Origin of the sequence: Streptomyces sp. XM83C, assembly GCF_023072675.1 — a bacterium.
In the GTDB taxonomy this organism is placed as follows: domain Bacteria; phylum Actinomycetota; class Actinomycetes; order Streptomycetales; family Streptomycetaceae; genus Streptomyces; species Streptomyces thermocoprophilus.
Map to the genome: position 1 here is coordinate 1 of NZ_JALLGL010000190.1, position 12,357 is coordinate 12,357.

The 12,357-nt window shown below is 70.4% G+C and carries 11 protein-coding genes; 6 read left to right on the forward strand and 5 right to left on the reverse strand.

What is annotated here, in order from left to right; genetic code table 11:
• The 3 genes from MTQ10_RS20550 to MTQ10_RS20560 form a co-directional block, all read left to right on the forward strand.
• The coding region (locus MTQ10_RS20550) for a hypothetical protein (protein WP_247470267.1) at positions 1-1,545 on the forward strand (1,545 nt) is incomplete at its 5' end.
• Positions 1,542-3,692: an integrase gene (locus MTQ10_RS20555; protein WP_247470269.1), complete on the forward strand. Its 2,151-nt coding sequence runs from the start codon at positions 1,542-1,544 to the stop codon at positions 3,690-3,692. The genes MTQ10_RS20550 and MTQ10_RS20555, both read left to right, overlap by 4 nt.
• Positions 3,689-4,126, forward strand: a complete 438-nt coding sequence (locus MTQ10_RS20560) for a hypothetical protein (protein ID WP_247470271.1) — start codon at positions 3,689-3,691, stop codon at positions 4,124-4,126. Before MTQ10_RS20555 ends, MTQ10_RS20560 begins: the two co-directional genes overlap by 4 nt.
• Before the next feature lie 168 nt (positions 4,127-4,294).
• On the opposite strand, the gene MTQ10_RS20565 is transcribed toward MTQ10_RS20560, so the two are convergent.
• From MTQ10_RS20565 to MTQ10_RS20575, 3 genes are all read right to left on the reverse strand, one after another.
• Positions 4,295-5,464: a hypothetical protein gene (locus MTQ10_RS20565; protein ID WP_247470273.1), complete on the reverse strand. Its 1,170-nt coding sequence runs from the start codon at positions 5,462-5,464 to the stop codon at positions 4,295-4,297.
• A 60-nt stretch (positions 5,465-5,524) separates the two neighbouring features.
• Positions 5,525-5,752, reverse strand: a complete 228-nt coding sequence (locus tag MTQ10_RS20570) for a hypothetical protein (protein ID WP_032755250.1) — start codon at positions 5,750-5,752, stop codon at positions 5,525-5,527.
• Positions 5,753-5,959: 207 nt separating this feature from the next.
• Complete coding sequence (locus MTQ10_RS20575; protein ID WP_247470275.1) at positions 5,960-6,244, reverse strand: hypothetical protein; 285 nt, start codon at positions 6,242-6,244, stop codon at positions 5,960-5,962.
• Between the two features lie 106 nt (positions 6,245-6,350).
• Here MTQ10_RS20575 and MTQ10_RS20580 point away from each other — a divergent pair, with 106 nt between their 5' ends.
• A complete protein-coding gene (locus MTQ10_RS20580) occupies positions 6,351-7,796 on the forward strand; it encodes a glyceraldehyde-3-phosphate dehydrogenase (protein WP_247470285.1) in 1,446 nt (481 codons plus the stop codon).
• A 128-nt stretch (positions 7,797-7,924) separates the two neighbouring features.
• The gene (locus MTQ10_RS20585) at positions 7,925-8,362 is read left to right on the forward strand and encodes a hypothetical protein (RefSeq protein ID WP_247470277.1); all 438 of its coding nucleotides are present in this window, start codon (positions 7,925-7,927) and stop codon (positions 8,360-8,362) included.
• 24 nt (positions 8,363-8,386) lie between these two features.
• Here MTQ10_RS20585 and MTQ10_RS20590 read toward each other — a convergent pair whose 3' ends face one another.
• Complete coding sequence (locus MTQ10_RS20590) at positions 8,387-10,060, reverse strand: tetratricopeptide repeat protein (protein WP_247470279.1); 1,674 nt, start codon at positions 10,058-10,060, stop codon at positions 8,387-8,389.
• A 239-nt stretch (positions 10,061-10,299) separates the two neighbouring features.
• On the opposite strand from MTQ10_RS20590, the gene MTQ10_RS20595 reads away from it, so the two are divergent.
• Positions 10,300-10,956 (forward strand): class I SAM-dependent methyltransferase, encoded by a 657-nt coding sequence (locus tag MTQ10_RS20595; protein WP_247470281.1) that lies wholly within the window; start codon positions 10,300-10,302, stop codon positions 10,954-10,956.
• Between the two features lie 109 nt (positions 10,957-11,065).
• Here MTQ10_RS20595 and MTQ10_RS20600 read toward each other — a convergent pair whose 3' ends face one another.
• Positions 11,066-12,235, reverse strand: a complete 1,170-nt coding sequence (locus MTQ10_RS20600; RefSeq protein WP_247470282.1) for a serine hydrolase domain-containing protein — start codon at positions 12,233-12,235, stop codon at positions 11,066-11,068.
• Positions 12,236-12,357: the final 122 nt, after the last annotated feature.

Consider the following 12,357-nt stretch of genomic DNA (forward strand, 5'->3'; position numbering starts at 1 on the left):
CCAAGGCCCGACTCCACCCGATCGAGTCAGAAACCGACGGCACCACCCTGCCCACCGAACTCACCGCATAGCCTCAAAGACGAGATCACCGAGTGGCCGTCGATACACCACTCCAGCGGACGTGACCTGCTGCGCACCAGGCTTCCGACCGGGACACCTGATGGAAGGATCTTCGCCTACAGCGATGGTGAGTGGCAGCAGATCATGACTGCTTTGCGCCACGACATCCGCACTTGTCGTGACCGGATCCGCGAGGGCCTGAGTCTCCTGGCCGCCTTCCGGTCCGGCGACCTGGAGGCAGGAAGCCGGGAGGAGGACCTGGGAAGGCTGCTGGACCTGTTCGCCAGGACAGGGGACCTCCCGCGGCGCCGGTCGGCTTCCGGGAGGGGAGACCACACGTGGGAGGTCCTGCGCTTGGGCGGCTTCAAGGGGATCAGCCGGATGCTGTGCCTTACCGGGAACGAGTCGACGGCATTTGCGCTGCTCATGTGTGCCCTCACCGCGGAGAACTTCGGCACGGTCAAGAAGTGGCCCGCTGCCCACACGCGGCCCGATGGCGGATTCGGCGCCCTGGCCGTCGCCCTGATCGAGGAGTCGAAGCCGCGGCGCGGACCGGAACACGAGCACATGGTCATCGCTCTGGAGGACCTGCCGTCCTCGCTCCGCGAAGTCTTCGGAGAGCAGAACGCTGACTCGAAGTTGTTCCGCTCTCCTCTGCGGCTGTATGAACTGCTGCTGGAACTTACCCAGGTGGCACGGCAGCTCAGCGGCGAGTCCGCCGCGTTCCTGTCCTACTCGCCGCCCGTTCGGTCACGGCAAGGGCAGTGGAGCACCAGCCCGCATTCCAGAAACTGGGCCCTGTCCCACGGCTTCTCGCCGTCGAAGTACACCGAGTCCGACAAGCCGGCGATAGACGTACGTCGCATCCGCCAGACCGCACTCGAACTCCAGCGCCGGCCGGTGGCGCACACGGCTCGCACCTTGCGCGATCACTACCTCCGGCGCAGTTCGACCGTCCAGGCCCAGGGCCGGGCCCTGGTCGGGCAGGCGCTTCGTGAGCAGGTCGCGAAGGCGCGAGCGGCGGCGGAGGTCCCCGTGTTCACCCCGGCGTTCCTGGAAAGGGCCGCAGCGGACCCTACTGCGGCTGCGGCCGAGGCGGGACTGGAGGCGGAGGTGCTCAAGCGCATGCTCACAGGGGAGCAAGACACCGTAGTGACCGCGTGCACCGACCACCACGACGGCCCGCACTCTCCGCCAGGGCAGCCCTGCACCGCGTCGTTCCTCGTCTGTCTGAACTGCAAGAACGCCCGTGCGCTGCCGCATCACCTCCCGGTCCAGGTCGCGGTCCACGACCGGCTGCTGGCACTGCGGCCCAACCTCGATCCCCACCTCTGGCGCGTCAGGTACGAGACAACGGTCCACCAGTTGCGGGACATCATCGACCACTACACGCCCGCCGAGCAGACGGACGCCCGCGGCCCCCTTCCCCCGCATCAAGAACGCCTGGTCTCAGACCTCCTTACAGGAAGGCTCGACCTGCGATGATCGATCCCCAGCGCGTCGCCACAGCACGGCCCGATTCCACAGGCGAGGACATCGCTTGGCCGACCGAAGACGTGATCATCTTGCGGAACCGGCCGGTTCGTATCGGCACTCCCGCCTCACGCATGTCGCGCTACGCCGACGAGGTCTGGCACATCCAGCCGGCCCACCGAGACGCCCATGCCGCCATCCCGGCCGTGTGGTGGCCCACCTTCCCCCAGGCCCTGCGCCGGCACTTTCGCGCCTTCTTCCTGGCCGCCCTCGACCATCCTGTCCCCGTCGAGCCGAACGGCCGGCAGAGTCCAGGTGAGCAGGCGAGCATCGGAACGTTCCCCTACTGGATCATCGACATGCGGGTGATCGCACGATGGCTGGCCGACCAGGGCTTCGAGACCCTCTCCGACGTCCGGAACCAGGACCTCGACGCCTTCCGGACGTACGTCCTCGACCTCGACCGCACTGACGGCCGGAAAGCTGACCTGATCGGCGCGGTGCGCATCCTGTGGCTCTTCCGCGACCACCTCCCCGCTGAAGGCCGTCTCGGCTGCGACTTCCCCTGGCCCGGCCAAACCGCCAACGAAGTCGTCGGCGCGGTGGTGAGGAAGCGACGGGAGAACAAGACCCCGCGCATCTCGGACGCGACCATGGAGGCCCTCTTGGCCTGGGTGCTGGTGATGATCGAACAGATCGGCCCCGACATCCGGGACGCCTGGCGCGAGTACCAGCAGCTCGAAGCCGGCGAGCATCCCTCACAGACGAAGTACACCGGACCAACGCAGCAGCGGTTCCTCACCCACATCGAACACTGCAGGGAGAACAACATCGCCCTGCCCGGTCAGGTGGGTGAGCACGGCCTGGAGCTGGCCGGCAACCACGTCCTTCGGCTCGTCGGCATCCGGAAGGACCAGCGCACCCGCCTCACCCCGGGGCAGAGGCGGCTCTTCGCCCTCAGCGGTCTACCGATCAGTCCCGCGGTGGGCGTCGGAAAGATCACCGGCCATGTCAACGGCACACCCTGGCGATCGACCCCGATCGATGTCAGCGAACTCCCGACCATGGTGCGGCTGCTCAGTGCAGCCCTGTTCACAGCCATCTGCTACCTCTCCGGCATGCGCCCAGGAGAGGTACTCAACCTGCGCCGCGGCTGCCGCACCCACGATGAGGAGACAGGTGAACTGCAGGTCAACGGCTACCGCGGCAAGGGCTTCGACCGTGCACCGGACAGCCCGCACCTCACGGAGCCCCTGAGACCGTGGGTCGTGGTGGACGTCGTTCACGCGGCCATCGCACTTGCCGAGAGCCTGCACGAGCTCCCCCTGCTCTTCCCGTCCAGCCTCGTCTCCGCCCACCACGAGCGTCCGTCCAGCGCCAACGCCCGCAAGGGCACGACCATGAACGACGACATCCAGGACCTGATCTCCTGGATCAATTCCGGCTTCCGGCGAGCAGACGGCGCCGACGCCATCCCGGCCGACCCCTCCGGCCGCATCTACGCAACCCGCTTCCGCCGGACCCTGGCCCGGTTCATCGTCCGCAGACCACGAGGGCTGATCGCGGCCGCGCTGCAGTACGGACACGTGGATACGAAAGTAACGCTCAGCTATGCCGGCAACGAAGACCCCGCGTGGCTCCAGGACGTCGCTGTGGAGAAACTCGAATTGATCATCGACCAGATCGAGGAGGACGCACGCCGCCTTGAGTCCGGTGAGCACGTCAGCGGGCCCTCCGCCCAGGAATACCGTGACCGCGTCACACAATCCGCTCCCTTCGCCGGACGTGCCGTGGCGGGGGTACGCAACGCCGAGCGGCTCCTCGAACAAGCCGACCCGGCTGTTCACCACGGCCAGGGCATGACGTGTGTGTGGCGGGCCGCGACGGCTGCCTGCCGCAAGGCGAAGCTCGCCCTGGGCCTGCCCGGCGCTGACGCCCCAGATGAAGCCGACTGCCGATCAACGTGCGTGAATCTCGCGTACACCGACCGCGACATCACCGAGCTGCAACAGGAACTCGTCCAGCTGCAAGCAGACGCCGCGGACCCACTGGCGCCCCAGCCGCGTCGGGACCGGGCGGCCGCCCAGGCCGCTCAGCACCTGACCATCATCGAGCGCCACCGCGACAGTGCGACGGAAGACGGAAGGGGCATCGCATGACGAATCGACGCGTTCGAGACCGGGAAGCCGAGCGGGCAGCGTTGCGGAGTGCCGCAAACCGTCTCCTTGCCGGCACCCCACTGCGGTCGGAAACCGGGAGGCTCACGGCCACCGAGCTGCTGCGCGAGTCCAACCTGAGACGAGACGTCGCCTACGGCGACCACAGAGACCTCATCGAGGAGTTCCAAGCCCGCGTCAAAGCTCAGAACGCCACCCCGGCCGCCATGCAAGAACTCGCCGACCGGTACGGCGAGGTGAAAGAGAAGCTGGCTGCCGTCACGAAAAAGCTCGCAAACGAGCAAGCCGTCAGCGCCGCGTTGCGCCGGATCGTCGCCGAGCTCGACTTGGAGCTCGCGCACGCCCGGGAGCAACTTGAACAGTCAGGGACCATCACCCGCCTTCCCGCCGCACGTCGGCGGAACCGGTCCGGATGAGGCCCGCCCCGGGAGGGCTGGCACGTGTTCCGGCCTCGGGGAACATCGGTAAAGCGGGGTCGCCGCAGCCAAGGTGGTATGACCGGCCAACGCCCTCCACCACAAGCCCATGGTGGCTTCGCCGTAGCGGTGCGTCGGGTCCGGAAGGCGGCGCGCGGCGGGGCTGTCCTACTCGGCCGGCAGACGGAGCATCGGTTCGAAGGCCGCGTCCTCCTCGCCCTCGACCGAAGGGAGGAAGCCGTCCGGGACGGTGCGGGCGGCCGTGGTGAGGAGGCGGGCCAGGACCTCGGCCTCGGTGGCCGGGGGGAGGCGGAGGGCGGCGAGGAGGCGGTCGCGGACCTCGGGGTGGTCCGGGTTCTCCTCAAGGTAGTCGGCGTTGAGCGCGGGGGGACAGAAGCCGGCCAGGGCGTCGTGCCAGGAGGGGAGGACGATGGCCAGGGTCAGGGCCTCGGCGAGGGACTCCGCGATGAGGGAAGCCTGGCCCTCGGAGTCGGTGTAGAGGACGGGGCGGACGCGGTCGGAGCCGGCCGGGCCGCAGAGGTAGTGGGTGCCTCCCGCGTTGCAGCCGGCCACGGGCTCCACCGGGAGACCGGCCGGCAGGGCGATCGACTCGATGGGGTCGGTCCGCGTGAGGTCGAACTCGCCGTCGCCAGCGAGGTACGCCTCGATTTCGGGCTCGGCGGCGATCCGGCGGAGCAGGGCCTCGTCGGAGAGGGCGGCCGGGTTGAGGCCGCGGGCGGCTTCAGGGGTCAGGGGGTGGCCTGCGAGGACGTGGCGGACGGTGTCGAGGGGGACGGGCCGCCCGTAGTCCTCCTCGAAGTGCGCCTGGACGGCCTCGGGGGAGCGATCGGTGAGGAGGCGGAAGAGGTGCCCGGAGCCGTCCGGGTCCGGGTTGCCCGAGGGGAACTCGATGCCCGAGCCGGTGCGCCAGGCGCTGCCGCCGGTCTCCCACCACAGGCAGGCGGTGACCCGCGGGGCGCCGAGGCCCTCGTCGACGAAAGCCGGGTCGTCCAAGAGCGGGCGCAGCGCGGCGGGCACCTCGTCGATGACACCGGGCCAGACCTGTTCGTCATCCGTGCCGTACGGGCTCATCTCCGACTCGTGGTCGAAGCCCCGGACGAGCACACCGGCCGGGGTGAAGAGGACGGAGAAGTCGTCACCCGAGCCGTTGTCCATCAGGGCCGCCTCCGTCCCAGGCCCCCAGGTGCTGGAGAAGGAGTAGCGGGAGAACCGCGGGTCGCGGCAGATCGCCTGGTCCAGCACGGCCAGCGCGCGCAGGTGCGCGCGGAGCTCGGCGGGGTCCGGGAGGAGGGCGGCGGTCGTGTGCACGGTGTCCATGGGCTCATGTAAGCAGCCGCCACTGACATCCAGGGCGGCGGTTCGGTCACACCCGCTCTCTCACTCAGGGAACGAAAAGCCCAGCTCACGCAGGCGGGGCAAGCACACTGCGAGGCATTGCTCCACAGACGCGGCATCGGTTCGCACAAGGACGTCCTCGCGCAACGGCGCTCCACTGGCGACGAAGGTCCAAGGCTTGCCCCTCTCTGCCATCCGCTCAGCGTCGGCCTTGAATAGCACCGTTACGCCCTGTTCAGCCAGTGCTTCCATAATCGCGACGACGTCCACCGGCACTCTCCCCTCCCGAGGCGCTTCGAACGCGCCATCGGACGAACATACTCACTCCGGGCCGGACCCTGGACACCGCCCGCATGACCCAAAGCGACCGATCGGGGCGCTCTGAGCTGGAATACACGACACCTCAACATGCGAGCTCACCACTCCCGAGGCGTGTTCCAAGCAAGCCGACACCTCGTTGCCCGACAACGCACTTGCCTAATGAACGCCGGGCGGCAGCCACAGCCCCGCCTTGCGGTGGTCGACCAGCAGCAGCTTCCCGCGCCGGTCGTCGAACACCACGAAGTAGCTCACCAGGTGCATCGGGGGTTCGTCCGGCGGCTCGAGCCGGTACAGGGGCGCACCGCCGGTGATCCACTCCGTCGCGACGGCGACATGCCGCCGTTCGAGATCGTCCCAGGGATCGATGGATTCGACGAGGGTCAGCAACTCGTCGCGCAGGGACGCTTCGTGGAGATCCGCCGGGGCGGCGCGGTGGCGCATGCGCGCATCCTGCCACGGGCGGTCCCGGCTGTAACCAGGGTGTGATCCGGGGTTCCGAACACGAGGGTTATCATATGAGCGCCGTCTAGCTCGAAAGATGACTTCTGTGACTGTCAACGAGGACTCGTTCACCAACTGGAAGAACCGCGAGGAGATCGCGGAGTCGATGATCCCGATCATCGGGAAGCTGCACCGGGAGCGGGACGTCACCGTCCTCCTCCACAGCCGCTCCTTGGTGAACAAGTCGGTGGTCAGCATCCTGAAGACGCACCGGTTCGCCCGGCAGATCGCCGGCGAGGAGCTCTCGGTCACCGAGACCCTGCCGTTCCTCCAGGCGCTCACCACGCTGGACCTCGGCCCCTCCCAGATCGACATCGGCATGCTCGCGGCCACGTACAAGGCCGACGACCGGGGTCTGAGCATCGAGCAGTTCACCGCGGAGGCCGTCGCCGGTGCCTGCGGCGCGAACAAGATCGAGCGGGGCGATGGCCGTGACGTCGTCCTGTACGGCTTCGGCCGCATCGGCCGGCTCGTGGCCCGTCTGCTCATCGAGAAGGCCGGCTCGGGCAACGGTCTGCGGCTGCGCGCGATCGTCGTGCGCGGCGGCGGTGAGCAGGACCTGGTCAAGCGTGCGTCGCTGCTGCGCCGGGACTCGATCCACGGCCAGTTCCAGGGCACGATCACCGTCGACGAGGACAACAGCACCATCGTCGCCAACGGCAACGCCATCAAGGTGATCTACGCCGACGACCCGACGTCGGTGGACTACACGGCGTACGGCATCAAGAACGCCATCCTGATCGACAACACCGGCAAGTGGCGTGACCGCGAGGGCCTGTCGAAGCACCTGCGCCCCGGTATCGACAAGGTCGTGCTGACCGCGCCCGGCAAGGGCGACGTCCCGAACATCGTGCACGGCGTCAACCACGACACGGTGAAGCCTGACGAGCGGATCCTGTCCTGCGCATCCTGCACCACGAACGCGATCGTGCCGCCGCTGAAGGCGATGGACGACGAGTTCGGCGTGGTGCGCGGCCACGTGGAGACCGTGCACTCCTTCACCAACGACCAGAACCTGCTGGACAATTACCACAAGGCCGACCGCCGTGGCCGCAGCGCGCCGCTGAACATGGTCATCACCGAGACCGGTGCCGCGTCCGCCGTGGCCAAGGCGCTGCCCGACCTCAAGGCGAAGATCACCGGCTCCTCGATCCGCGTGCCGGTGCCGGACGTGTCGATCGCCATCCTCAACCTTCAGCTGGGCCGCGAGACCGACCGCCAGGAGGTCCTGGACTACCTGCGGGAGGTGTCGCTGACGTCGCCGCTGAAGCGGCAGATCGACTTCACGACGGCGCCCGACGCGGTCTCCAGCGACTTCATCGGCTCCCGTCACGCCTCGATCGTCGACGCCGGAGCCACCAAGGTGGAGGGCGACAACGCGATCCTCTACCTCTGGTACGACAACGAGTTCGGCTACTCCTGCCAGGTCGTGCGCGTCGTCCAGCACATCTCGGGCGTCGAGTACCCCACGTACCCCGCGACGGCGGCCTGACCCGCCGGCGCGGCCGACCCCCGGGAGCAGCAGGGGCTCCCGGGGGTCCTCCCGTTCCCGGGGCCGTTCGAGTGGTGGGGTCGGTGCGGCGGCCGTAGGTTCGAAGACAGGACGACCGGGGAGCCGATATGCGCACACACATGGTCAGGACGGGCCTCGCTCTCGGGGCGCTCGCGGCGCTCACGGCGGCGACCGCGCCGGTGTCGGCGAGCGCCCGGCAGGCCGAGCCGCCGCCCGTTCTCGTGGACTGTCTGTGGCATGCGCAGGTGCGCCCGGCGGAGTTCATCCTGGCCTGCGGGGACGGCAACAGCCGTCTGGTTTCCCTGCACTGGTCGCGGTGGGACGAACGGGCCGCGACCGCCGAGGGCGTCAACATGGTCAACGACTGCAAGCCGTACTGCGCGGCCGGCCGCTTCCACGACTACGCCGTCACCGTGCGTCTGGACAAGCCGCAGACCTGGAAGAAGGACCCGAAGCTGCGGCAGTACACGCGGATGACGCTCACGTACGAGAACACCCGGCCCGAGCGGCTCGCACAGACGGTCGTCTATCCGCTGTGGAGCTGAGCGCGCGGGCCGGGGTGCCCTCGTTCAGTGCTCGCAGCAGCCGCCGGTGTGGGCGGAGGTCTCCAGGCGGCAGAAGCAGGACGACGTGACGGGTACGTCGGCCAGGGCGGTCGCCAGTTTCAGCTGGTGGGCGACGAGCGCGGCCTCGCCGGTCTTCCCGCGCCGTACGAGGCATTCGTGCAGGCCGTGCAGCGCCCAGACGTTGTTCGGGTGTTGCAGCGGGCGGGGCAGGGTGTCGTCCAGGCCGAGGTCGGCGCGGTAGACCTCCTCGGCCTCCTCCACGTGCCCCTGTTCCAGCAGGAGGGCGCCGAGGGCGTGCCGGGTGGGCTGCATCCAGCCCCACGGCTCGTCGTACGGCAGGGTGTCGTCGAGTTCGACGGCACGGCGCAGTGCGGCGAACGCGGCGTCGTGGGCCCCTTTGCGGTACTCCAGTTCGCCGTCGAGCATCGCCGAGGCGACGGCCAGGATGTCCCGGCAGGTGTTGTTGAACAGCATGCGGCTCTCGGGGACGCGGTCCACAGCGGCGCGGAACATCCGCCGTTCCTCCTCCGCCTCGGCGACGCGGCCGGTCGCGGCGTACGCGACGCCGCGCGCATAGCGCAGCATCGCAGTGGTCACGCGGTACAGGTCCGGGTCGGCGGGCAGCGGCAGGCGCAGTACGTCGTCCCAGCGGCCGAAGCGGATCAGCACATGGACGCGCATGGCGAGGAAGCCCTCCAGCCAGTCGGCCATGGGCGGGCTCTCCACCCGCAGCAGGTCCTCCGGGATGCACGCCTCCAGCTCCGACGCGGCTTCCAGGGCGGTGCGTGAGTCGCCGAGGAACAGGGCGCCGTAGATCCGGAAGTGGTGGTTGTGCGCCCGGTACAGGGTGTAGAAGTTCATCGGCCCGGAACGGGCGAGGTACGTGGCGTCGGCGGCGATCGCCGCGGTGTTGTCGGAGACCGTGCGGCGGTAGTCGCCGCACAGCACCTCCAGGTGCGAGGGCATGTGCAGCAGATGGCCCGCGTCGGGTACGAGGCCACGCAGCCGGTCGGCGACGGGCAGGGCCGCCTCGGGGCTCGGGGACATCTCCATCAGGTGGATGTACATGTGGAGCGCGCCGGGGTGGCGCAGGCCCTCCTCGCGGGCCAGTACGCGGTCGAGGACGTCCTTGGCCTCCAGGGTGCGGGCGCCCGCCGCGGGTCCGCCGGTGCGCAGGTCCCACAGCTGCCACGGGGTGAGGTTCATCAACGCGTCCGCGTACAGCACGGCGACGTCGACGTCGTCGGGCGCCAGGGCGTGGACCTCGCGCATGCGGTCGGCGTAGGGCTCGTTCCACACCGAGCAGTCCTCGGCGGGCTCGGCCTGCGGGTAGCGGGCGCGCAGAGCCTCGATGAGGGCCCGTTCGACGGGGGTGGCGTCCGCTGCCGCCGCGCGGGCGCGTTCGACGGCGGCGTGGGTGCGGTCGACGGTGGTGGCGAGGTCCCTCGCGTCGAAGAACTCCCAGGGTTTGTTGTAGTTGGGGCCGAGCGCGTAGGCGATGCCCCAGTGGGCCATGGCGCAGTCGGGGTCGGCCGCGGCGGCGGCCTCGAAGCAGGCGACCGCCTCTTCGTGGTGGAAGGCGTACGTCCACACCAGGCCGCGGTCGAACCACGTCTGCGCCTCGGCGGACGAGGTGGTCACCGGGCGGGTGTGGGTGCCGAGGTCGTAGTAGTCCATGGCTGTCCCTCCTGCACGCTCTGCCGTACACACGGGTCAACGCACGAGGGGCCCGCCGGGTGTCAGGGTCCGGCTTGCGCGGTGGTCGTGCGGGGTGCACGGGCGTGTGGGGGCGCGCCGCGGGTGGTGCGGCGGCGCGTGGTGTGCGGCGCGGCGCGCGGCGTTGTGGGCGGGCGCGGTGGGTGCGAGGATGCGCAGCCGTCACAGGTCGCCGTCCGCAGCCGACGAGAGGGAGCATCGTGAGCGAATACGGTCAGCGCGTGCCTGCCGCCGAGGTGTTCGACGCGCTGGGCACGGAGTACGAGAAGGCGTTCGCGGGGTCGGCGGCGCATCGGGCGTCGCTGGAGTGGCTGTTGGGCCGGCTGGCGCCGGGCAGCCGGGTGCTGGACGTGGGCAGCGGCACGGGCCGGCCGACGGCGGAGGTGCTCGCCGGGGCGGGCCACCGGGTGCTGGGCGTGGACGTGTCCCCCGTCATGGTGGACATCGCGTCCCGGCAGGTTCCGGGCGCGGAGTTCCGGTGCGCCGACGTGCGGGTGACGCCGTGGGAGGAGGGCTCCTTCGACGCGGTGTGCGTGTACTTCTCGCTGCTGCAGATGTCCCGGGCCGAGCAGGCTGGGGTGCTGCGTGCGGTCGGTCGTGCGGTGCGGCCGGGCGGCAGCGTGGTCCTGGCGACGGTGCCGCTGGACGTGGAGGACGTCGAGGCGGTCTTCATGGGGCAGCCGGTGCGGGTGACGAGTTTCGCGGAGGACGGGTTCGCGGCGCTGGCCGAGGCGGCGGGGCTGGCTGTGCTGGCCCGGCACAGCGCACGGTTCACGCCCGCGCACCCGGAGGCCGTGCCGGAACCGCATCTGTTCCTGTACTGCGAGCGCGCCGCCACGGCTCCGGGTGACGGCTGACTGCTGACGGCCGGGGCCACGCGCGCGCGGTGACGGCTGGCGGCCGGCGCCACGGGTGACGGCCGGCAGCCGGCGGGTCACGCGCGCGTGGTCAGGGCCGGGGCGGGGGTCAGCGCAGCAGCGCGCAGACGAAGTCCTCCTGCACGGCGCGCATCAGCCGCAGCTGGTCGGGGGCCTGTCCGGCGTTGATCTGCGCGGTGACGGAGAAGGTCAGGGAGCGGCGGCCGTCCGGGGTGGCGGCGATCAGCTGTGTGTAGCCGGCGGTGTTGCCGGTGTGTCCGAGGACGGTGCCGCAACGGGTGTCGTAGCGGAAGACGGCGAGTCCGGCCGAGTTGCGGCCGGGTCCGGCGGGCTGGGACTCGCCGTCGATCCAGCGTCGCTGCTCGCGGACGACGGCCGGGCCGTACAGGGCGCCGCCCGCGTAGCCGCGGATGAAGCGGGTCATGTCGGCGGGCGTGGAGACGATGCCGCCGGACGCCCACAGGCCGGACGCGCCGAGCAGTTCGCTGACGTCCTCGGGGGGCGTGACGGTGACGTCGTAGCCGTGCAGGTAGGGCCGTGGCATGCGGTAGCCCTGCGGGAGGCTGGTGCGGTGCAGGCCGAGCGGGCGGTGGACCAGTTCGGCGAGCAGCCGCTCGTACGGGGTGCCGGTGACGGCCTCGGCCATGAGGGCCACGGCGATGTTGTCGGAGTTGGAGTAGTGGTACCGGCTGCCGGGCCGGAACAGCAGGGGCCGGTCGGCGACGTAGTCGAGCAGGCGGCGTGAGTCGAAGACGTGGTGCGGGTCGGCGCGCAGCTCGTCGAGGAAGGCTGGGGCCTCGCTGTAGTCGGGCAGGCCGCTGGTGTGGTTGAGCAGCTGGCGCAGGGTGACGGCGCCCCAGGCGGCGGGCAGTTGGGGCAGTCGGCGGCGCAGGGTGTCGTCGAGGCGGACCGCGCCGCGGTCGACGAGGCTGAGGGCGACGGCGCCGCTGAAGGCCTTGGCGGTGCTGGCGATGCGCATGTGGTCGCCGGTGCGGGGCGGGCGGCCGGTGGTGAGGTCGGCGACGCCGGCGCGGATCACGCGCGTGTGCCGCTCGGTGCGCAGGACGGCGATCGCTCCGGGCGGGCCGCCGGGGGTGCGGACCAGTTCCTCCAGGCGTTGCCGCAGGGCACGGTCGGGGTCGTGGCCGGGGCCCGCGCCGGCGGCGGCAGGGGCGGCGGGCAGCAGCGCCGTGAGACAGAGCACGGCCACGGCGAGCGCGCGCCGGCGGCGGCTCGGGGGTGCGGAAAGCTGCGGCATACGGCCTCCTCGGCGGGGTGGGATCCTCGCCCAGGATCGGGGTGCGCGCCGATGACCGCAGGGCCGTACTGCTGCATACGGCGCAATGCGGGCCTCTGCCCGGGGGCGGGTGGGTCCCGGCC